General features: G+C 58.2%; 21 protein-coding genes. 13 read left to right on the forward strand and 8 right to left on the reverse strand.

All coding sequences use genetic code 11. The features are described 5' to 3' along the window. Positions 1-251 precede the first annotated feature (251 nt). Complete coding sequence (locus ACTHUY_RS04285; RefSeq protein WP_441677786.1) at positions 252-1,541, reverse strand: citrate synthase; 1,290 nt, start codon at positions 1,539-1,541, stop codon at positions 252-254. A gap of 159 nt (positions 1,542-1,700) precedes the next feature. On the opposite strand from ACTHUY_RS04285, the gene ACTHUY_RS04290 reads away from it, so the two are divergent. From ACTHUY_RS04290 to nrdE, 4 genes are all read left to right on the forward strand, one after another. After that, the gene (locus ACTHUY_RS04290; RefSeq protein WP_441677788.1) at positions 1,701-2,066 is read left to right on the forward strand and encodes an SdpI family protein; all 366 of its coding nucleotides are present in this window, start codon (positions 1,701-1,703) and stop codon (positions 2,064-2,066) included. Between the two features lie 444 nt (positions 2,067-2,510). Continuing rightward, positions 2,511-2,762, forward strand: coding sequence for a glutaredoxin-like protein NrdH (gene nrdH, locus ACTHUY_RS04295; RefSeq protein ID WP_441674912.1), 252 nt, complete (start codon positions 2,511-2,513; stop codon positions 2,760-2,762). Between the two features lie 63 nt (positions 2,763-2,825). After that, positions 2,826-3,242 carry a class Ib ribonucleoside-diphosphate reductase assembly flavoprotein NrdI gene (gene nrdI, locus ACTHUY_RS04300; protein WP_126704305.1) on the forward strand — a complete coding sequence of 139 codons (417 nt, stop codon included), beginning with the start codon at positions 2,826-2,828 and terminating at the stop codon, positions 3,240-3,242. Next, the gene (gene nrdE / locus ACTHUY_RS04305; RefSeq protein ID WP_441677790.1) at positions 3,212-5,359 is read left to right on the forward strand and encodes a class 1b ribonucleoside-diphosphate reductase subunit alpha; all 2,148 of its coding nucleotides are present in this window, start codon (positions 3,212-3,214) and stop codon (positions 5,357-5,359) included. Before nrdI ends, nrdE begins: the two co-directional genes overlap by 31 nt. Positions 5,360-5,452: 93 nt before the next feature. On the opposite strand, the gene ACTHUY_RS04310 is transcribed toward nrdE, so the two are convergent. Then, positions 5,453-5,932 carry an aminoacyl-tRNA deacylase gene (locus ACTHUY_RS04310; protein ID WP_441677792.1) on the reverse strand — a complete coding sequence of 160 codons (480 nt, stop codon included), beginning with the start codon at positions 5,930-5,932 and terminating at the stop codon, positions 5,453-5,455. 28 nt (positions 5,933-5,960) lie between these two features. Between ACTHUY_RS04310 and ACTHUY_RS04315 the strand changes: the two genes are divergently transcribed. Next, entirely contained in the window at positions 5,961-6,305 is a 345-nt protein-coding gene (locus ACTHUY_RS04315) for a maltose acetyltransferase domain-containing protein (RefSeq protein ID WP_441677794.1), read from the forward strand. Between the two features lie 54 nt (positions 6,306-6,359). After that, on the forward strand, positions 6,360-6,602 hold the full coding sequence (locus ACTHUY_RS04320) for a DapH/DapD/GlmU-related protein (RefSeq protein ID WP_441677796.1): 243 nt from the start codon (positions 6,360-6,362) through the stop codon (positions 6,600-6,602). On the opposite strand, the gene ACTHUY_RS04325 is transcribed toward ACTHUY_RS04320, so the two are convergent. Next, complete coding sequence (locus tag ACTHUY_RS04325; protein WP_441677798.1) at positions 6,553-7,740, reverse strand: heparan-alpha-glucosaminide N-acetyltransferase domain-containing protein; 1,188 nt, start codon at positions 7,738-7,740, stop codon at positions 6,553-6,555. The two genes, ACTHUY_RS04320 and ACTHUY_RS04325, sit on opposite strands and share 50 nt — an antisense overlap. A gap of 191 nt (positions 7,741-7,931) precedes the next feature. Here ACTHUY_RS04325 and ACTHUY_RS04330 point away from each other — a divergent pair, with 191 nt between their 5' ends. Together ACTHUY_RS04330 and ACTHUY_RS04335 are read left to right on the forward strand one after the other, a co-directional pair. Then, positions 7,932-8,846: an ABC transporter ATP-binding protein gene (locus ACTHUY_RS04330; RefSeq protein ID WP_126704301.1), complete on the forward strand. Its 915-nt coding sequence runs from the start codon at positions 7,932-7,934 to the stop codon at positions 8,844-8,846. Beyond that, positions 8,843-9,673, forward strand: a complete 831-nt coding sequence (locus ACTHUY_RS04335) for an ABC transporter permease subunit (protein ID WP_126704300.1) — start codon at positions 8,843-8,845, stop codon at positions 9,671-9,673. Before ACTHUY_RS04330 ends, ACTHUY_RS04335 begins: the two co-directional genes overlap by 4 nt. Positions 9,674-9,884: 211 nt before the next feature. Here ACTHUY_RS04335 and ACTHUY_RS04340 read toward each other — a convergent pair whose 3' ends face one another. Continuing rightward, positions 9,885-10,346, reverse strand: coding sequence for an SRPBCC domain-containing protein (locus tag ACTHUY_RS04340; protein ID WP_126704299.1), 462 nt, complete (start codon positions 10,344-10,346; stop codon positions 9,885-9,887). Positions 10,347-10,675: 329 nt separating this feature from the next. Between ACTHUY_RS04340 and nrdF the strand changes: the two genes are divergently transcribed. Further along, the gene (nrdF, locus tag ACTHUY_RS04345) at positions 10,676-11,650 is read left to right on the forward strand and encodes a class 1b ribonucleoside-diphosphate reductase subunit beta (protein ID WP_126704298.1); all 975 of its coding nucleotides are present in this window, start codon (positions 10,676-10,678) and stop codon (positions 11,648-11,650) included. A gap of 602 nt (positions 11,651-12,252) precedes the next feature. Then, positions 12,253-13,251 (forward strand): winged helix DNA-binding domain-containing protein, encoded by a 999-nt coding sequence (locus ACTHUY_RS04350; protein ID WP_441677800.1) that lies wholly within the window; start codon positions 12,253-12,255, stop codon positions 13,249-13,251. A 73-nt stretch (positions 13,252-13,324) separates the two neighbouring features. On the opposite strand, the gene ACTHUY_RS04355 is transcribed toward ACTHUY_RS04350, so the two are convergent. Both ACTHUY_RS04355 and ACTHUY_RS04360 read right to left on the reverse strand, forming a co-directional pair. Then, the gene (locus ACTHUY_RS04355) at positions 13,325-14,044 is read right to left on the reverse strand and encodes a hypothetical protein (protein WP_441677802.1); all 720 of its coding nucleotides are present in this window, start codon (positions 14,042-14,044) and stop codon (positions 13,325-13,327) included. Positions 14,045-14,165: 121 nt separating this feature from the next. Next, the gene (locus ACTHUY_RS04360) at positions 14,166-14,933 is read right to left on the reverse strand and encodes a hypothetical protein (RefSeq protein ID WP_441677803.1); all 768 of its coding nucleotides are present in this window, start codon (positions 14,931-14,933) and stop codon (positions 14,166-14,168) included. 259 nt (positions 14,934-15,192) lie between these two features. Here ACTHUY_RS04360 and ACTHUY_RS04365 point away from each other — a divergent pair, with 259 nt between their 5' ends. Beyond that, the gene (locus ACTHUY_RS04365) at positions 15,193-15,750 is read left to right on the forward strand and encodes a low molecular weight protein-tyrosine-phosphatase (protein WP_441677805.1); all 558 of its coding nucleotides are present in this window, start codon (positions 15,193-15,195) and stop codon (positions 15,748-15,750) included. A 6-nt stretch (positions 15,751-15,756) separates the two neighbouring features. Here the strand turns inward: ACTHUY_RS04365 and ACTHUY_RS04370 are convergent, their stop codons facing one another. Both ACTHUY_RS04370 and ACTHUY_RS04375 read right to left on the reverse strand, forming a co-directional pair. After that, on the reverse strand, positions 15,757-17,067 hold the full coding sequence (locus ACTHUY_RS04370; protein WP_441677807.1) for an ABC transporter substrate-binding protein: 1,311 nt from the start codon (positions 17,065-17,067) through the stop codon (positions 15,757-15,759). Positions 17,068-17,217: 150 nt separating this feature from the next. Beyond that, positions 17,218-17,724: a SprT-like domain-containing protein gene (locus tag ACTHUY_RS04375; protein ID WP_441677808.1), complete on the reverse strand. Its 507-nt coding sequence runs from the start codon at positions 17,722-17,724 to the stop codon at positions 17,218-17,220. 109 nt (positions 17,725-17,833) lie between these two features. Between ACTHUY_RS04375 and ACTHUY_RS04380 the strand changes: the two genes are divergently transcribed. Next, the gene (locus ACTHUY_RS04380; RefSeq protein WP_441677810.1) at positions 17,834-19,009 is read left to right on the forward strand and encodes an NAD(P)-binding domain-containing protein; all 1,176 of its coding nucleotides are present in this window, start codon (positions 17,834-17,836) and stop codon (positions 19,007-19,009) included. Between the two features lie 7 nt (positions 19,010-19,016). Beyond that, positions 19,017-19,691 (forward strand): hypothetical protein, encoded by a 675-nt coding sequence (locus ACTHUY_RS04385; RefSeq protein WP_126704291.1) that lies wholly within the window; start codon positions 19,017-19,019, stop codon positions 19,689-19,691. The last annotated feature ends 253 nt before the right edge of the window (positions 19,692-19,944 follow it).

Genomic DNA, 19,944 nt, shown 5'->3' on the forward strand with positions numbered 1-19,944 from the left:
AACTAATTGTAAAAACTTCTGACAGCGGGCCAGATGAGGAGTATTCTGCTCTCCTGTTTCCACCAACAGGCTCATCTTGCTCGACCGGAACGTTCTCTTGACCCACTGCAATAATGAGGGCCTTTTGGCATGAATAAGCGCGCCATGAGATTGTTGGTCGCCGATTGTCGCATTTCTGCAGGCCCCGGGAGTTGTCGTGGAAATGAGTGGAGGCCCCTTCGCAAGAAGAGGCCTCCGGATGGTTGTATGAATTAGGAACGCTCGTTGCGCGGGATCCAGGTGTTCTCGACGTCGCCCGTGTAGATCTGGCGGGGACGGTAGATACGGGACTTGGGATCCTCGTGGACTTCCTTCCAGTTCGCAATCCAGCCGGGCATGCGGCCGATGGCAAACATAACGGTAAACATGTCCAGCGGGATGCCGATGGCGCGCAGGATGATGCCGGAGTAGAAGTCGACGTTCGGGTAGAGCTTGCGCTCCACGAAGTAGTCGTCCGTGAGAGCAACCTCTTCGAGCTTGAGAGCAACATCGAGAAGCGGGTCGTCGATGTTCATCTTCTCGAGCATGTCGAAGGCGGCACCCTTGAGGATCGTGGCTCGGGGGTCGAAGTTCTTGTAGACGCGGTGACCGAAGCCCATGAGCTTACGGCCGGTCTCCTTGTCCTTGACCTCGTCCATGAAGACAGCCGGGTCGAGACCCTCGTCGTAGATTTTCTGGAGCATCTCGATCACGGCAACGTTTGCGCCGCCGTGTAGCGGGCCCCAGAGGGCGGAGATGCCGGCGGAAGCCGAAGCGAACAGGTTTGCCTTCGAGGACGCAACCATGCGGACCGTGGAGGTTGAGCAGTTCTGCTCGTGGTCTGCGTGGAGCACCAGGAACATGTTGAGCGCACGAACCACCTCGGGGGTGGGCTCGTAGTCGTGGTAGGGAGTGGAGAACATCATGTGGAGGAAGTTCTCGACGTACTTGAGGTCGGGGCGCGGGTAAACGATCGGTTCGCCAACAGTTGTCTTGTACGACGCGGCGGCAATCGTGCGGACCTTCGACATGAGAGTGGCGGCAGCGTTAAAGACGTCGCTCTCATCGGCCGGGTGCATGACGTGCGGGTCGTATGCGGTCAGCGAGTTCACCATGGCGGAGAGGACCGCCATCGGCTGGCCGTTGGAGCCGTAGCCGTCGAAGTGCTTCATCATCGACTGGTGCAAGGGAGCATTGTCGGCGAGTGCTTGGGCGTAGTTGTCACGCTCGTCCTGCTTGGGCAACTTGCCGAAGATCACGAGATAGGCGGCTTCGATGAAGCTGGAATTCTCGGCGATCTGCTCGATCGGGTATCCGCGATAGCGGAGGATGCCCTGCTCGCCATCGATAAAGGTAACGTCCGACTGGCAGGAACCGGTGTTTCCGTAGCCGTCGTCGAGGGTGATGTGCCCGGTGGTGGATCGCAGGGAGCTGATGTCAATGCCCTTTTCGCCCATCGATCCGGTAATGACTGGAAGGTCGTATTCCTTGCCGTCGAGAATGAGCTTTGCAGTCTCGCTCATGAACTCTCCTTATAAATTGTTCCTGCTGTACCGCCAGTGGTTACGCAGGCGCGGATGATCGTAGTTGTGGAATCTCCACGATCAGAATAGCAAGTGTGCCTCGGCTCACCCACATCCCTGAGGTAACGTTTGACTTACGGTACCAACCACGGAGGAAAAATGACCTGGACCGAGATCCTATGCATCCTTCTCGTGCCGACCGGTTTCGGCCTGTTTGCTATCGGATATTTTCAGCGTAATGGAAAGGTCCCGAGAAACTCGATCTTCGGGACGAAGACTAGGGCAACAACAGCATCCGACCTCGCCTGGATTGCCGGGAATGTTGCGGCCTCTCCCTACTCCTACATGCAAGGAACCCTCTGCATTGTCGGCGGGCTCATCGGATTTGTTCTTTACTCGCCGGACTCTCCATTTGCCATGTTTACCATCGGCGCAGTCGTCACACTCATTCTCGTTATTGCCGGTTTTCAGGTGGCCCGTGCCACCTCCGCAGCAGAACACGCCGACGGCAAAAACACGCCGTAAGAATGTGATGTAAACAACGTAAATCCTGGCAGGGTTGCCAACTTATCCACAGCTGTGGATAAAGGCTGGGGAAACTTGTCCACACGCCTGTGGATAAGGGCTGTGGATGAAGAATGGATCAATTTCTGTCCGGGCTGAGCGCGAGAATTCAAGGGAGCGAACTGACGGAGACTTTGCTCTCGGTGGAAATAATGAACAGTTCCGGAATGGTCGCGGTGGAGTTATCCACCGCCCGTTCCCAGGGATCCACAGGGTTTCCACCGATGCGTCCACAAAATCGTCCGGAAGTTTCCCACAAAACACACCATCTAGTGGTGCTGGAAAGAATCGGCACAAGGTGTAGTGTCGAAGTTCGAAGCGCGTTACGGCGCCGAATCGATCTTTGACCGGGTCGATGCCGGGACGCTCTGAAACAACGAATTACCGGGAAAAGGGGAGAGCACCATGACCATCACCGTCTACACGAAGCCAGCCTGCGTGCAGTGCAATGCGACCACGCGAGCTCTGAATAAGGCTGGTCTGGCCTACGACACCGTTGACCTTACGGAGGACGCGGAGGCGCTCGAGGCGGTCAAGGCCCTGGGTTACCAGCAGGCCCCCGTGGTGATGGCAGGAGGCGACCACTGGGCCGGCTTCCGTCCCGACAAGATCAAGGCGCTCGCAGCTGCCAATGTTGACGCAACGGTAACGGCCTAACCAAACCAGGACGCAGCGGGCGGCTTTGCCGTCCGCTCTCCGCGGTATCGAGGGGAGGAAGCAGTGGCAAAGATCGTCTATTTCTCATCGGTCACCAACAACACCGCCCGCTTCGTCAAGAAGTTGGGGATGGAGGCGGAGCGGATCCCGCTTCGTCGGACAGATCCGGACCTCATCGTCGATGACGAGTACGTCCTGATTGTGCCGACGTACGGTGGCGGTAATAACCGCGGCGCCGTCCCCAAGCAGGTCATCAAGTTTCTTAACAACGAGCACAACCGAAGCCTCATCAGAGGAGTGGTGTCCGCGGGGAACACCAACTTCGGGAAGGCATACTGCCTAGCCGGGGAAATCATCTCGGCTAAGTGCAAGGTCCCCCACATGTACAAGTTCGAACTCCTCGGCACGACTGATGACGTTGCCAAGGTGAAGCAAGGATTGGAAGAGTTTTGGGAACAACTCTCACAGATACGGGCCTAGAGACGCTCTCGCCGAAGGTCGATTACCATTCGCTCAACGCGCAGCTCAACCTTTACGACGCTGACGGCAACATTCAGTTTGACGCTGACCGTCAGGCAGCGCGACAGTATTTCCTCCAGCACGTCAACCAGAACACGGTGTTCTTCCATTCGCTGAAGGAAAAGCTCGACTATCTCGTCGAAGAGGGTTACTACGAGAAGGATGTGCTTGATCAGTACAACTTCGAGTTCATTAAGTCCGCTTTCAAGCGCGCCTACGCGGCGAAGTTCCGCTTCTCAACCTTCCTCGGCGCATACAAGTACTACACCTCGTACACGCTGAAGACCTTCGACGGTAAGCGTTACCTCGAGCGCTTCGAGGACCGCGTCGTCATGGTTGCGCTTCTCCTCGCGCGTGGCAAGGAAGGGGCCGTCTACTCGATCATCGACGAGATCGTCTCGGGCCGCTTCCAGCCGGCCACCCCGACCTTCCTCAATGCCGGTAAGGCGCAGCGCGGCGAGCTGGTCTCCTGCTTCCTCCTGCGCATCGAGGACAACATGGAGTCGATCTCCCGCGCGATCAACTCCTCGCTTCAGCTGTCCAAGCGTGGCGGCGGCGTGGCACTCAATCTCACGAACCTCCGCGAGCAGGGCGCCCCGATCAAGAAGATCCAGAACCAGTCCTCCGGCGTTATCCCGGTTATGAAGCTGCTGGAAGACTCCTTCTCCTACGCGAACCAGCTCGGAGCGCGCCAGGGTGCAGGCGCTGTCTACCTCAACGCCCACCATCCCGACATCATGCGTTTCCTCGACACGAAGCGCGAGAACGCCGATGAGAAGATCAGGATCAAGACCCTGTCGCTCGGCGTTGTCATTCCCGACATCACCTTTGAGCTCGCCAAGCGAAACGAGTCGATGTACCTGTTCTCCCCGTACGACGTGGAGCGCATTTACGGCAAGCCGTTCTCCGACATCTCCGTCACGGAGAAGTACGAGGAAATGGTTAACGACGGACGCATCCGCAAGACGAAGATCAACGCCCGCCAGTTCTTCCAGACGATCGCCGAGATTCAGTTCGAGTCTGGCTACCCCTACATTGTCTTCGAAGACACGGTGAACAAGGCGAACCCGATTGACGGACGCATCTCCATGTCGAACCTCTGCTCGGAGATTCTCCAGGTTTCCGAGCCCTCAACCTACAACGCTGATCTCTCCTACGACGAGATCGGCAAGGATATTTCCTGCAACCTCGGCTCGCTCAACATCGCGAAGACCATGGACTCCCCGGACTTTGGCAAGACCATCGGCACTGCGATCCGTGCACTGACCGCGGTTTCCGAGACGTCGGATATTCGCTCGGTTCCGTCGATCGAGAAGGGTAACCGCCTGTCCCGCGCGATCGGCCTCGGCCAGATGAACCTCCACGGCTACCTGGGCCGTGAGCGGATCCACTACGGTTCGGAAGAAGCCCTCGACTTCACGAACATGTACTTCTACACGGTGCTGTTCCACGCGCTCACGGAGTCGAACAAGCTCGCAATCGAGAACGGTGAAGCGTTCTACAACTTCGAGAAGTCGGACTACGCTTCGGGCAAGTTCTTCGACAAGTACATCGAAAAGGAATGGGTGCCGGAAACCGACCGGGTCAAGGAGCTTTTCAGTAATATCCACATCCCCACGCAGGAGGATTGGAAGGCTCTGAAGGCCTCCGTCATGGAGCACGGTATCTACAACCAGAACCTCCAGGCGGTTCCCCCGACCGGTTCGATCTCCTACATCAACCACGCGACCTCGTCGATCCACCCGATCGTCTCCAAGATCGAGATCCGCAAGGAAGGGAAGATCGGCCGCGTCTACTACCCGGCTCCGTACATGACGAACGACAACCTTGAGTACTACAAGGACGCGTACGAGATCGGACCCGAGAAGATCATCGACACCTACGCGGTCGCCACGCAACACGTCGACCAGGGCCTGTCGTTGACCCTGTTCTACCCGGACACCGTAACCACCCGTGACGTTAACAAGAACTACATCTACGCATGGAGGAAGGGCATCAAAACCCTCTACTACATGCGAATCCGCCAGGCTGCCCTCGAGGGCACCGAGGTTGAGGGCTGCGTCTCCTGCATGCTCTAGACCGGTAATCGGATAGATAGCCAAAGCAAGGCTCGGGGCCCGTCCGTAACGGATTGGGCCCCGAGCCTTGCTCTACGAGAAATACTTGGACTACTAGTCAGTTGCGATGTCGGCAACGATGGCACCAAGAAGCTCAACGGCATCCGTTGGCGTCACCTCAACCTTGAGCTCGCGACTACCGCCCGAGATGGCAATGGTGGCATGAGCGAAAGCGCCCTTGTCGATCACAACCGGCATGGGAGTCTTGAGGCCAAACGGGGAAATGCCGCCAATCACGGAACCCGAGAACTCTTCGGCCTGGTCAGGGGGAACCATTGTTGCTTTCTTCTTATCGATGGCATTCGCAAGGTTCTTGAGAGAGATCTTCCTCGTGACCGGGATCAGTCCCATGACCAGGGTTCCCTGGGCAGAAGCCATGAGGGACTTGTAGACGCGTTCCCCCGGCATTCCTATTTGTTCGGCGAAGTAGGTGCCGATATCAATGGAGGAGAAGTCGACCCCGTCGACCTCGGTTTCGTACTGGCGGAACGGCTTTCCGGATGCTTGCAGGAACGAGATCGCTGATGTGGTCATGCAACAATGGTCCACGCAACCAGATGCAATGTCGAGCGCAAAGGCGGAAATGGAATCGCACACGGGATCGTTCAATGTCCGCAGAATGCTCGACGGAGAGCTCTATATCTTCGATGAACACAATGAAGCGCTCCAGGGCAAAGCCCAGGATCTGGTCCGGGAATTCAATGCCTGTGCAGACCCGGGGTGGAGCGATGAGATCCTCACAGAGCTCCTTGGGAGCCGCGGAGAGTCGTGCACGATGATGCCGACAATTGGCTTCGATTACGGCTGGAACACGTTTGTGGGTGAGAACTTCTATGCCAACATGGGGCTCATCGTTCTTGATGTTGTCCCTGTGACCATTGGGGGCAACTGCTTCTTCGGATCGTGAGTTACGCTGGCGACCGCCAGTCACCCCATTGCCCCCGGCCCGCGTACCGAAGGTTTGGAATATGGGAAGTCGATAACGATCGGCAACAACGTTTGGCTTGGCGCCCAGGTTGTCGTCAACCCGGGTGTCACGATCGGCGACAACGCGGTCATTGGCTCCTCTTCCGTGGTCACGAAGGACATTACCGCGGGCGTGGTTGCGGCCGGTAACCCCTGCCGGGTTATCCGGACGATTGAGCCCGCTGAGGTCAAAGCCTGGGAGGAGAAAGTTGAGGATTACCGGAAGGCTCGGGGATGATCCGAGCGGACTTCTGCGAGACGCGGTATAGCAGCCATTCGAGCGGGCCCCTGCCGATGAAGAACTTCCACAGACTGCACACGATCATTGTTGCCAGCAGGTGCCAGAGTAGCGGCGCCATTGACTCTGGGAACACGAGAGCCGGGATGGCCCAGACGGCAACGATGTGGGTGGAGTAGGCGGTCAGCGACATGGCACCAACCGCGCCAATTGGGTAGAGCAGCTTCCCGAGGAACGGGCCGCCGAGTAGAAGGATTCCGATGATGGCGATGGCGGTCCCTCCCGAACCAATGGCCTCGAGGATCGTTCCCGAATGAGGTTCGGCATGGAGGTAGTCGGTGACTTGCGGGAACGTGACGTCGGGATACCAGTCGGGCCCCATGCCATCAGTTTGCCAACCATCGGTCCAGGCCCCCGTATAGCCGCCGTCGTCAATGTACTTCCAAGACTCTTCCGTGCTGTCGGACAGCAGGAAGGCCATGCCATATCCGACGATCGCAAGCGACAGCCCGATCGGAGTGAGCGTCATCGGTACAGAACGTCGCGTGATGTCGAGACGCCCGATCCCAAGCCCGGCAAGGACAAAACCCATATAGATAACACCGACATATGTTCCGGTCAGCATCGTGTCGAGAATGAAATCCGACGCATCGCCCATGGTGTCCATACCGGCCTTTTGGAAGAAGACCGGTAGGTAGATGGCGATAAGTGGGCCGATTACCCAACTGAGTCCCGCGGCGATAAAGAGTCGGCTCGGCCGCCACCGCAGGAATGGGATCGCGAGAATAAACCACACCGCATAGTAGGCGAGGATCAGGGCCACGATGTCGTTCATGAGGGCGAGGACGCCCGAGATGACGAGGAGGAGTGCGGCCCTTGTGAAGATCCGGATCTTTGCCTGCAGGAACTCCACGCCCGTGTACGGGACGTTCCTGCCCGTGATGATGGCGAGTGAGACCCCAGCAAGCATGGCAAAGAGAATGGATGACCGACCATCCGGTACCGCCATGAGCCAGCCCATGATGCCCTCGCGTTCGGGGCCGACGTGGGCGGCGATCATGCCGAGGACAGCGAGGCCCCGAGCAATGTCGAAAGCGGCGATGCGGCCAGAGTACCGAAGTGAGGGATGTTGGGTCACGCATCAACCTTAGGTGGGGGAAGGCTCCGAATGATGTTTGGAAGTTAAGCGGTGGACGAAGAGTAGTGGGGACTGCTCCCCGAGCGGCCACCTCAGGGGTTTCCCCGATCTTTCCCCCAAGCCCTGCCCGTACAGTAGTGCTGTGCCGTCAGTGGCGCCTACAGTATTGGCGTATCGGCGAAAGGCCAAGAATGATTACGATAGAAAACCTCACGAAGAGGTATGGGAAGAAAACGGCGACAGACCACCTGTCGTTCACGGTCCCTTCCGGCCAAGTCACCGGATTCCTCGGGCCCAACGGTTCCGGAAAGTCCACAACTATGCGATGCATTGTTGGACTCGACAACCCAACCGAAGGACACGCGCTTATCAAGGGTGTTCCGTACTCTCAGCTACGCAGTCCCATGACGGCGGTGGGTGCATTGCTTGATGCGAAAGCGTTCCACCCCGCCCGTACAGCGCGCCAGCACCTCAACGTCGTGGCAGCCACCCACGGATTCGGTAAGAAGCGAGTTGACGAGCTTCTTGAGATGACAGGAATCGCTGAGGTCGCAAACAAGAAGGTTAAGGGCTTTTCCCTCGGTATGGGCCAGCGCCTCGGCATTGCCACCGCACTGCTTGGCAGCCCCGAATACCTGCTCCTTGATGAACCGGTTAACGGGCTTGACCCGGACGGTGTGCGCTGGGTCCGTGATCTCGTGAAGAACCATGCCCAGATCGGTGGCACGGTTCTCATCTCCTCTCACCTCATGTCGGAGATGGCGATGACGGCAACGAACCTTGTTGTTATCGGCAACGGCCGCCTCATCGCATCCGGTCCGATCAAGCAGTTCACGGAATCCGCCGGTCATTCCACCGTTCGCGTCGCGGGGCCCGATCTTGCAGCTATCGGTGAGTCCCTGGCACAAATGCAGCCGCGTCACGACCGCATTGACGATCGCGACGTTCTCCTCGTCTCCGGTGTTCCCGCCTCCCAGGTGGGCCACGCCCTGCACCAGGCGGGGCTCGAAATCCACGAACTCACCACAATCCACTCCTCTCTTGAGGACGTGTTTATGGAACTTACCGGTGAATCGGTCGAGTTCCGGGCAGGAGGAAACCGATGAGCGTCATCATGGATCCCCAGACCTACCGTCCCACCTTCGGCAGGCTTCTCAAGTCCGAGTTCCGCAAGTTCACGAGCCTGCGGTCTACGTGGATCATCACCATCGTGGCGGCGGTCTTGTACCTCCTGATCGCATTCATGGTTGCCCAGTCCATGAAGTCGTACAGCGAATACATGAGCTTCGAAGAAGCCGAACTGCTCGGCAGCTCCTACATGGTGACTGGCGTTTTCCAGTTCATGCTGCTGTTCGGAATCTCGTTTGGCACGATCGTCATGACCAATGAGTACTCCCACAACACGATCCAAACGTCCCTCCTAGCATCGCGCTCGCGGATGGCGTTCTACGCCTCAAAGCTCGTGGTTCTTGCGCTCTTCTGGGGTGCGGTTGTCATCGTGACCATGGTGCTCTCCACCCTTCTCATTCAGGCGACGATTGGCAGTATGGGCGTGTCATTGCCAATGGGTGATCTCGCCTTCTGGCTGTCAATCTTCTGCTGCGTCCTGGTGCTCATCATGGGAGCGCTCATGTCCGCAGGAGTTGGTGCCCTGCTCCGATCGACGGTCGGAACGATTACCTTGATGTTCGGTCTCGTGCTGATCCTGCCTGTCCTTGAGATCATTCCGCTCGACTTCATTGATGACCTTCGTCCGTACTTCCCGATCAACGTCATGACGGCAGCGGTGGTACCGAGGGAAGAAGGCATCCTGTCAACCTTCGTTGTCTCAGAGAACTCTCTCGACGCGAATGTTGCGCTACTGGTTCTCGCGATCTACACGGCGCTCTTCATTGCTGCCGGTGCTCTATCCCTCAAGAAGAGAGATGCATAGCTAGTAAGTAGCCCACGTGAGACGACATGTCTGGGGCAACGAACACTGCATCTGTAGCTAGAGAGAGGCCCTCCGCACGCTTATCTGCGCGGAGGGCCTCTCGTTTCCTTGACGATTTCGAGCATCGCTTTGCCGACTATCGACTTCGCCGTGAATGCCGCCAAGTTGCACAGGATTAGTTACCCGGACAGTGGCGGTATGTGGAGGGTCGTCAGTTGATTGCTGAAGCGAGATCGTTGAGGGACTGCTCAAGTTCCTCGGCGGAAACCGCCGGAAGGTGCGCAAGGATTTCTGCGTTGTCGACGGCGGACCAGTTGTAGGTCAGCGTGACCTCGGTCGTTTCCGCATCAATAGGCTTGAGGGTGTAGAGCCATTCCCATCCGCCCGGGCTGTCGGCCTCCTGGGCAAGAGCGGGCTTCCAGCCGATCATCTTGCCGTCATCGAATGCCGTGACGTGATTGTTTGTCTGGTACTCATTGCCGGTACGTCCCACCATGTTCATGAGGAACGTGTCCCCGACGGCGCTAATACGTTCGGTGTTGTCCGATGACCGCACCATGCCGGAGCCGTCAAAGTTTGGGTGCCGTGCCGGTAGCGACAGGGTGTCGAAAATGTCCTTTGCCGAGTGGTCGATTGTTCGAGTAACTGTAATCTGCTTCTCGTCATGTGCCATAGCTTCATCCTCACGTGGAACGGCTTCCCGATAAAAGGTATTTAGCTGAGAGGAAGAGAGCCCAACGCGTCCAGGAACTATTCAGTGACTCGAGGGATTGGGCTGTGGGCAGGGGTGTAAGAAGTGGTTGGGGTGTGTGACGGAAAGGGAGCTGTGGTGCGGGATAGCGGAAAGCTGCGCATATCGACCGAGTCGAAAGCCGAGTTTTCTGGCGTAATCATAGGAAGATAGGCCTATGCAAGGGTTGCCCCTGTGGTGTACATCCTCGTTGTTTGAGCGGGAACGTGGGAAGATGGGCGGGAACGAAATTCACGCACGAAGGAGCTCACGTGTCAGAAAAGTTGCCTCTCGTAACCAGTGTTCAGGCGATCAACTGGAACAAGATCATCGACGAAAAGGATGAGGAAGTCTGGGATCGGCTTACCGCTAACTTCTGGCTACCCGAGAAAATCCCGCTGTCGAACGACATCCAGTCGTGGAACACCCTGACCGGACCTGAGCAGCTCATGACGACCCGTGTCTTCACGGGCCTGACGCTTCTTGACACGGTCCAGGGAACGGTTGGCGCAGTATCGCTGATCCCGGATGCTGTGACCCCGCACGAAGAGGCCGTGTACACAAACATCGCGTTCATGGAGTCGGTCCACGCGAAGTCGTACTCGTCCATCTTCTCGACGCTCAACACGTCCGAGGAGATTGAGGAGACCTTCCGCTGGTCGGAGGAAAACGAGCACCTTCAGAAGAAGGCCCGCATCATTCTCGACTACTACCACGGTGATGATCCGCAGAAGCGTAAGGTCGCCTCGGTCATGCTCGAGTCGTTCCTGTTCTACTCCGGCTTCTATGCCCCGATGTACTGGTCTGCTCACGGCAAGCTCACGAACACGGCCGATCTTATCCGCCTCATTATTCGTGACGAGGCAGTGCACGGCTACTACATCGGCTACAAGTTCCAGGTTGCCAACCAGAAGGAAGACGCAAAGCGTCAGGACGAGCTCAAGGAGTACACGTACGACCTGCTGCAGGACCTGTACGACAACGAAGAGGACTACACCGAGTCGCTCTACGATGATCTTGGCCTGTCCGAGGACGTCAAGATGTTCCTCCGCTACAACGCGAACAAGGCTCTGATGAACCTTGGTTACGAGGCTCTGTTCCCGTCTGATCAGACCGCGGTCAACCCCGCGATTCTTGCGGCGCTGTCCCCGGGTGCCGACGAGAACCACGACTTCTTCTCCGGCTCAGGATCCTCCTACGTCATCGGTACCGCCGAGGCGACGGAAGATGAGGACTGGGACTTCTAGAAGTCCATCCCCGGTCACGTAAAGATTAAGTAGCGCCCCGGATCTGCGAGCTATCGCTGGTCCGGGGCCTTCTTGTGCCTCCGGTTGAGCAATGATCGGCTTCAGGTTTAGGGCTCAGTCGGGGCCCGGATGCTGGTGAAACGATCCGCCTGTGGTTCGAGGAGTCTCATGAGCCTCAAATCGGCGGTGTGAGGCTACCCTGCCAGAGCATCATGCCCACCAGGCGTCGTTGGTTTCTTCGTAGCGGCATGGCGCAGTGGCTGATCGGGCTTGATCGTCGGGTTCACCGGTATTTGCGCAACGCAGGTGGGAGGGCCAGCGACGTAAGCAGCATCGAGAGAGATCTGCGCCCGCATGCTTTGCTGGAGGTGCCCGAATTGTGCGTGACCTCCACAGAACCGTTCTCGGCTCACAAAGTTGACGGTTGGCAGGGGGCCCGTAGGGTGCCTGGGTGCGGTCAGGGGGGTTCTTGCGGCACGGATCGGTAGACGGTGCGGGAACAGAAGGATGCTTTAGATAGCTCCAGGGTGCTCCCTCTCCCTGAACCAGTTGTTGACAGCTGTGACTATCATGAACCATCGGATCAGCATGGGAGTCTGAAGATGTCCGTTGCGCTTGCTCGCCTGTCGTCGCAGTTGCTTGTCGAAGGCCGTTCTCCGGTTGAGGTTGTCTCCCATTTTGGCGCTATGCAGGGGCAGGACTTCCCCGGGGTAATTACGTCGATCGCCCTTCGGACTCAACGTCGTTCACGCCAAGATATCATCGATGCTTTCAACTCGGGTGCTCTGGTAAGAACCTGGCCGCAGAGGGGAACCCTCCATGTTGTCGGCAGTGACCGTGTGCGGGATGTTCTTGCGGTTGCCCGGAAACGCACATTCCCTGGGACAGTGAAGCGCCGCGAGGCCCTCGGTATCGATGAACAGGTTCTCGAACAGGCTCGGACTATTGCGCGCGATGTTGTAGGTGATGGGATCACGCGGAAGGAGCTTGCCGCGGCGTGGGAGAGCGCGGGCCTGGTTAACCAGCCGGGACAGGTCTATCACCTCATTTTCCATCTGAGCATTGAGGGGCTTCTCGGCTGGGGGCCGATGAGAGGGAAAGAGCAGCTCCTTGTTCTCCTTGATCGGTGGGTTGCACCGAGCGCCGAGAGACCATATGAGGACACCATTGCCGACATCGTGACCCGCTATGTCACTTCCCATGCCCCAACAACGCGCAAGGATGCTGCCTGGTGGGCGAACATCCCGGTGACCGCCGTTGACCGTGCCCTCGAGGGAAGCCGGTTTGTCTTGAAAGATGGGTACTGGCGTAAGCCGGACGAGAGCCTGGCCAGTAGTCGAAGCATTCAGGTGCTTCCCGGTTTTGATGAGATGATTCTCGGTTACTCGGATCGGTCGGCAAGCGTTGCCGACGAACATGCTGTGGCGATCTGTCCGGGAGGCAACGGAGTGTTTAAGCCGACCATCATGTCGGCGGGCCGAGTTATCGGAACCTGGCAGAAAACCGGGCTTCAGACCACCTACTTTGCCGAGCCCACTACCGCTCTCGACAAGCGAGTACAGAAGGCGCTTCGCAAACTGCCCCTGTCGGGAGGCTCCTAGGGTTCGTTGCCCAACCGGGGCTGTAACGTCGTGGGATCATCGACCGGGCGTCGCTCGGGGCCGGGTCTTGGCGCTACTGCACGGTGTTCTCGGCAATTGATTCCTCGAGATCGCGGTGTGCTTCGTCGAGCCGATCCCGGGCTGCGGTTAGGTCTTCGACAGTTGTGTACGTCGGGTAAGAGGGGCCGAGATATCGGTCGTACTCTTCGCGCAGGGCGTTGTAGGGCTTCTCGAGAACGGTTGCGCCATTGTCGAGTGCTCTCTCGGCGGTCTGAAGCGTTTGACGAATATCCCGCGTAATCGCGACCGTTTCGTCAATGAGTTTGAGGACTTCGTCGTTCTCGGTCCATTCCTTAACCCGGAAGATCATGCGGTTGGTGCGCTCTTGGTCGGCGTGGAGTTGACGAAGCGTTGAGCTTTGCACGGTGGCCGCTGCCCGATACTCCTCGGTCGATGCGTCGGTCAGGTAATTGGGAAGTGAGTGCTCCTGTAGAGACTCCCGGTACAGGTTCAGCATGTCGCACCAGACTTCCTGGGAAAACGTACGGCATGTGGAGGCAAGGAGCGTTGCTTCGAAGAGCTCGGACTCGGCACTGCGCAGATCGATCTCCAACATGTCGTAAGCAATGTCGTACCTGCCCTGCTGATATGCCTTTTCGTCCCGATCATCCAGGTAACTGGGTATAAGTGAGAAGGCCGCAATAAGCGCCACGACAAGGATCACGGCGCAGATGCTTATCGCGACGAATCTTCTCGAGATAGCCGGCGTACCTTCGGTGCTGGTGGGGGCCATGACTGCTCCTTGGATTTATCCCCACTATGGCATGACGAAACAGCCAACCCGAAGGAATTCGCCGGGGAGTCCTCGCCAAATGGACCGCCGGGGTCCCGGCTAAGAGACCCGGCTGTGTTTCCTACTCGGGAATCTCGATGTCCTGGGCAACATCCCATTCGGTGTACGCGGTCTCCACGGTTAGCGGGTCAGCACCATCGGAGCTGGATGTCGTTGTTGACTTCAACTGGTGATAGTCCGACCCCACCCACATCGTTACCTCGGAGGTATAGCCCGAATCCTCAAACACGCCCTTGAGGATCGTGTACTCAACGCCATCGATAACCTCGGTTCCTTCAACCGTGTAGGTCGTGCCCTCGGGAATCTGGGCCGTTGTAATCGCGGGGTTGTGAGCATTCCGGTAGGTCGGCAGAACCTGCGTTGCTTGAGCGACCAGGTAGTTGTCGGAGGTGGCATCACCCTCCTGCCAGACGCCGTCTCCCTCGTTCACCCAAGCGTTCGTTTCGGTCGCGATGATCGTGACACCATCCGGATACGTGACCTCCACGGTGAACGGATCCGTGTTGACCCTAAGGGTGCTCGTTCCGCTGCCGGACACGGTCGAGGTTGTTGCATACCCTTCCGAATCGGCCAGCGTCAGCGTCGTGCACACCAGGAGGTCGTAGGTTAATACCTCTGTGGGATTGCCCGCCAACGGATCGGTGCACTCGTAACTGGCGGGAGCAATCGACTCGGAATCCTGAGTCGGCTCCGCCGTATCGGTGGACGCAGTCGTCTCGGTGGATGCGTTCGTTGAGGCCGTTTCAACCGAAGCTTCCTCATCGCCGCAGGCGCTGAGAACAATAAGGGCGGCGATGGCCGTGGCAGATACTGACGTAAGGCGGGACATGGTGCCAAGACTACGGTAGGTCCAAGGCCGTGAGGTGTGCACATGGATGTGAATCACACTCCGAGCGCGAATACTCCCACCAACCTCCAAGGAAAGCTGTGAGCCAATCATCGAAGCGGAGCTAGTAGCCGAGTGATGGGTTTGTAGGAACGTGTCCCCACTGTGCTGAGAGCCTCCGGCTGCCGGGTTAGCTCACATGGTTATGGCCTGGAACCGGCGGGTACAAGCCGTGCGGAACGCTGTCGGATAGGATCGTGTCATGCGCATCCTTATTGTCTGCACGGGTAATATCTGCCGGTCTCCCATGGGAGAGATTGTTCTGCGAGAGAAGTTGGCTCAGGCCGGGATCTCCGCGGAGGTCGATTCGGTCGGCGTATCGTCCGAAGAGCATGGACGGGGCGTTGACACTCGAGCCGCACGAGTCCTCCGTGAAGCCGGATACGACGTGCCTAGAAGGAGCGCGCGTAAGGTTACCTCGCAGGACCTCGAGGATTCCGACCTGGTGCTGGCCATGACAGTTGGGCACGCCAAACAGCTCGGTGCGCTCGCGGAACGTCACGGAATCTCGACCGACAAGATTCACCTGTGGCGCGAATACGATTCGTCCTCGAGCCTCGGCGTGGCGCCCGGGGGAGTGTTCGGGGAAGGCGGATACCTTGCTACCAAAAAGTCTGAGGATCGAGGCCACTCAAACCTGTACCTGTCCGATGGCGAATGGGACGTTCCCGATCCGTGGTACGGCGGACAAGAAGGCTTCTACGACACCCTTGCTGTTGTCGAGAGCGGTGCCGAAGGGATTGTCGCGACTCTCGACTGAGCGGGTTTAGTTCAGCGCCGCGTTGCCCGTGTCTTCGGCTTCCTGCAGGCCCTGGTCGACGGGAAGCTCCCCGTTGATGATGTCCCAAATAATTGGCTGGATCTCTTCGAGGGCGGGAAGAATATCGAGTGAATGGGACGAGATCGTTGTGGCATCCGTTGAGCTCTCAATAAAAACTGAGACGTCCACGCCTTCTTTCGCCCAGTAGTTCACGTACGTGTCTTGACCGGTGATGGAGGCGGGGAAGGCCAGTCCGTGGCTCGCGAACGGATCCTGGCCCTGGTCTGAACCGAGCCAAGCGAGGAGCAGTGCGGTTTCCTCTGGGTGTTCCGACGCGGTATTGCCAGCAACTGCTATGCCGTCAACGACCGAGATCTTGCCGTTGGGCCCGCCCACGATCGGGGCAACGCCCCACGTGAAGTCCGCGCCTTCGGCGATCAGTCGGAGGGCGTCCGAGTCGCCCTGATAGAGGGCGATGTCCTCATCAATAAACAGGTCAGCTGCGCCATGCTCGTGGGACGTAGTTGCTTCCAGCGGTGGGGAGACGTCGTGTTCGTTTATGAGGTCGGTGAGGTACTGAGTGGATTGCTCACCTTCATCGCTCGCAAAAACAAAATGGCCGTCGTCGTCCTGGAACTGCCCGCCTGCCTGAACAAGGAAAGGAACGAAGGTGCGGGTCAGGTCGGGCTGGACAGCGTACCCATATCTCGCGATCGAGTTCGGGTCGAAGTCTTCGGTGCCCGCGCTCTTGCCGTCCTCGTCAACGGTGAGGGTCCGGGCGACCTCGAGAAGAGTGTCCTCGTCTTCGTCGGGTGACCATGTCAGATTCTCGATGTTTGTTTCAATGTCGGCGTACAGGTCGCGGTTGTAGTAGAGGGCAACGGAGCGCCACATTTGGGGCACTCCCCAAAGCTGGTCTTCAAGAGTGAAGATCTGAACCAGGGACTGCGCCCATCCGCCGCGGTCTGCGGTGATCTCAACAATCGTGCCGTCTTCGGCAAGAGCGGCCACGTTGGAAGGATCAATCCAGTATGCGTCCGGCATCGTGCCATCCGCAGTGTCGGATTCGGCCCGGTCCCAGTACTGGTTTTCATCCACCGTTTCGATGGTGACGGAGATGTGCGGGTTTTCGGCTGTGAAAGCATCGAAAGACTCTTCGTACGCGTCCTCCGCCCCGATGTCCCAGATCCGGAACGTCAGCTCAACGGGGTCCGGTGCGGTTGTGGCGTCGGTTGTTTCGTCACCGTTTGGCGCTGAGGAGCAGGCACCCATGAGTAGGGCAACGGCCGTGAATGCCGCCAAGAATTTCCGCGTCATCGGCCCTCCTCTTTGAGTGAGCAGACAGCCGGTCCGCTCTGACACAAGAATACCGTATGTCCGATAGCCGAAACCCTGTTGAGTGCACTATTTCATTGAGGGCTCAACGAAAAAAGAAAAGTTCGCGATGCTGTGACGGCTCGGAAAACGTTAGAAGAGCGTGTCTTGTGGGACCTCGGTTTCTTCCGCAGCCTGCTTCTTGGTCTGCTTCGTCAAGGGAACATAATTCCAGGTGAGGAGGTGTTTTTCGGAGAAGGTTCGGGAGCAACGACCGCAGCTCAGAGGCCGCTTTGGCCTGCGATATCTGGCGTGCACGTGACCGGCGGAGCAGGTGCCCTGCCAGGGGGCGTCAGCCACCGGGAAGTCGGGTCCGGTACATCTTCTCGGGCTTGTGCCAAGTTCTTTTGCTTTTGCCTGCCACACGGGGCCGTGCCCGTGGCCATGGCCGACAAGGGCGTGTGCGATCTCGTGGAGGATTGTGTGCCTCACCTGTTCCTCCGTGCACAGCTGTGTGAGGTGCTTGGACAGGGTGATGGTGCGGGTTGTGAAGTTAGTCTGACCGGCACGCTTTTTTGCTCTATCCCATCCAAAGTTCCACGACAGGCCGTGCTCAGCCATGAGGTCCAGAGCGAGTTGGCGCGCGGGCACAAGTTCCATGCCAATATTTCACCACGTTCTGAGCATGATCGTCCGAGGCTGGGATATGTACTACCTTTAAAGGGTGACATGGATGGGTGAGATCGCGCGGACCTCGAATGATTCAGGGATGAACGCGTTAGTTCCGGGTGCCTGGAGTCCATCCGGGCCCGGCTGGGGCACGCAACCCGCCTGGCTTTCCACCAGCACCGGCCCGAAAGATTCCACAATCCAGCATCGGGTCGATGTCCTTGTTATCGGTGCGGGACAGGCTGGCCTCGCTGCCGCCCACGAGCTTCACCGCGCAGGAATGCGAGGCTTTGCCGACGGCGTCGATATCACCGGCACGTATCTCGTGATTGATGCTGAAGTGCGCCCGGGAGGCGCCTGGCAACACCGTTGGCCGACGCTCACCATGGAAACGGTTAATGACATTGCGGACCTGCCCGGACTGAAAGTTGGGGAACACAATCCGACCGATCTGGCTTCCCATGTCGTCCCCAAATACTTCACAAGGTATGAAGAACACTTTGACTTCCCCATCATGCGGCCCGTCTTCGTCTACTCGGTTGAGCGGCACGAGGGTCAGTACCTCGTGAAAACCTCCGGTGGCACCTGGCTGGCCCGAGCAATCATTAATTGCACGGGAACGTGGACCCGCCCCTTCGTTCCCTACTATCCGGGGCAGCAGTCTTTCCGCGGTATCCAGCTCCACACGCAGGATTACCGCGGCCCAAATCAGTTCACGAGGCGCCGCGTTGCCGTGGTCGGCGGCGGTATCTCCGCCACCCAACATCTTGCCGAACTTGCCCCGGTCGCTAAATCCACTGCCTGGTACACGAGGCGTGAACCCAACTGGATTGATAGTGGCGGGAAACTGAAGACCGGTATGCAGGTGGAGGAAGCGGTGAGGGCCCGCGTTGAGGCTGGCCTGCGTCCCCTCTCCGTTGTTGCCGCGACCGGCCTTCTCTTGACCGACTCGGTGCGAGCAGCTCGGGAGGCCGGGGTCTTTAACCGGAAACCCATGTTCAAAGCGGTCGAGCCGGACGGTGTTCAGCAAGCCAACGGGAGACTGTGGAAAGCCGACATCATCCTGTGGGCCACGGGCTTCCGATCGGAGCTCCGCCACCTTGCACCCCTGAAGCTCCGTACGTCAGATGGTGGAATCATGATGAAGGGCACAGCGGTGGCCGGTGAACCCACGATTCAGCTGATCGGATATGGGCCAACGGCCTCAACAATTGGGGCCCGCTGGGGCGCTCGGAAGGCCGTGCGGGAACTGAAGAGCATCCTCAAGATAAGCTAGGGCCATTATGGCCTCTACTGACGTTGTCAAAAGCATTACCTCTGTTGGTCTCGTCCCCGCTAACCGCACGCGGGACCACGTGCAGAGGATCTTCTCCGGACTGTTTTTCGGTTCCTTCATAGGATCGATGATCGCGATCCTGTTCTTTGATGAAAATATGACGTTGCTCGGCTACGCCGTACCTTTCATCGGTGCATTTGTCATCGCAATCATCGGATTTGTGCTGTGGAAGTTGGCTAAAGGTAAGGATGTTGATGAATCCGTGCCCGTTGTCGCGAAGGTCCTGGGAACCGCTGAGTCGGTAGCCGAGAGAAGCGTCCGTACCGGCGGCATTCTCTGCCCCGTCGTGGTGCGCCCCCTCGAAGGCGAGGACTTCCGTTCCGTCGTCCTGTCCACTTCGGAAACGAAGGAACCCCCGAAAGACATCGCGCCCGGAACGATCATGGCTCTTCGTCAAGTCGAGCCCGGGCTCGGAGATCTGATCTCCGCCCCGGCCAATGATGAGCAACGTGCCCTCATGGAACGTTGGGCGAGAAACCCGAAGCTTGTCTCCAACCGAGCACCGGCACTGCCCACCAGGCGTGGCCCGCTCGAACGCAAGCCGGCCAGTGCGGCCATCGAGTTCTACGCTTCGATTGGCATTGGCGCGGCCCTGCTTTTCAGCCTCGTCCAACTTGTCTGATTCGCGGATTTACGCTCTTCGACACCATTTTGTGAAGGAAACAGGGGGAGGTTCCGTGAACCTCTCCCCATCGACATTGATGCAACTGTCGCCGCTCCGGCTTACTCTGAGATGAAGAAAGGCAGGTCTGCGTGGTACTAGGCGATGAAGATACGTGGGATCCAGAGATCCACGGCTCCCCAGGAAGTGACCAGGGGGATTCACGCGAACCTGCCGCAGACCAGCAGCCTGCCACACCCCAGCAGAACCCCGA

The organism is Flaviflexus sp. (assembly GCF_052087705.1).
In the GTDB taxonomy this organism is placed as follows: Bacteria; Actinomycetota; Actinomycetes; order Actinomycetales; family Actinomycetaceae; genus Flaviflexus; species Flaviflexus ciconiae.

Bases quoted from the DNA above. Each gene is read 5' to 3' on its own strand.
- ACTHUY_RS04340 (WP_126704299.1), bottom strand. From the start codon at position 10,346: ATGGCACATGACGAGAAGCAGATTACAGTTACTCGAACAATCGACCAC.
- ACTHUY_RS04380 (WP_441677810.1), top strand. From the start codon at position 17,834: ATGAACGCGTTAGTTCCGGGTGCCTGGAGTCCATCCGGGCCCGGCTGG.
- ACTHUY_RS04310 (WP_441677792.1), bottom strand. From the start codon at position 5,932: ATGACCACATCAGCGATCTCGTTCCTGCAAGCATCCGGAAAGCCGTTC.
- ACTHUY_RS04350 (WP_441677800.1), top strand. From the start codon at position 12,253: ATGTCCGTTGCGCTTGCTCGCCTGTCGTCGCAGTTGCTTGTCGAAGGC.
- ACTHUY_RS04290 (WP_441677788.1), top strand. From the start codon at position 1,701: ATGACCTGGACCGAGATCCTATGCATCCTTCTCGTGCCGACCGGTTTC.
- ACTHUY_RS04330 (WP_126704301.1), top strand. From the start codon at position 7,932: ATGATTACGATAGAAAACCTCACGAAGAGGTATGGGAAGAAAACGGCG.
- ACTHUY_RS04385 (WP_126704291.1), top strand. From the start codon at position 19,017: ATGGCCTCTACTGACGTTGTCAAAAGCATTACCTCTGTTGGTCTCGTC.
- ACTHUY_RS04360 (WP_441677803.1), bottom strand. From the start codon at position 14,933: ATGTCCCGCCTTACGTCAGTATCTGCCACGGCCATCGCCGCCCTTATT.
- ACTHUY_RS04315 (WP_441677794.1), top strand. From the start codon at position 5,961: ATGTCGAGCGCAAAGGCGGAAATGGAATCGCACACGGGATCGTTCAAT.
- nrdH (WP_441674912.1), top strand. From the start codon at position 2,511: ATGACCATCACCGTCTACACGAAGCCAGCCTGCGTGCAGTGCAATGCG.
- ACTHUY_RS04375 (WP_441677808.1), bottom strand. From the start codon at position 17,724: ATGGAACTTGTGCCCGCGCGCCAACTCGCTCTGGACCTCATGGCTGAG.
- ACTHUY_RS04365 (WP_441677805.1), top strand. From the start codon at position 15,193: ATGCGCATCCTTATTGTCTGCACGGGTAATATCTGCCGGTCTCCCATG.
- ACTHUY_RS04355 (WP_441677802.1), bottom strand. From the start codon at position 14,044: ATGGCCCCCACCAGCACCGAAGGTACGCCGGCTATCTCGAGAAGATTC.
- ACTHUY_RS04370 (WP_441677807.1), bottom strand. From the start codon at position 17,067: ATGACGCGGAAATTCTTGGCGGCATTCACGGCCGTTGCCCTACTCATG.
- ACTHUY_RS04335 (WP_126704300.1), top strand. From the start codon at position 8,843: ATGAGCGTCATCATGGATCCCCAGACCTACCGTCCCACCTTCGGCAGG.
- ACTHUY_RS04285 (WP_441677786.1), bottom strand. From the start codon at position 1,541: ATGAGCGAGACTGCAAAGCTCATTCTCGACGGCAAGGAATACGACCTT.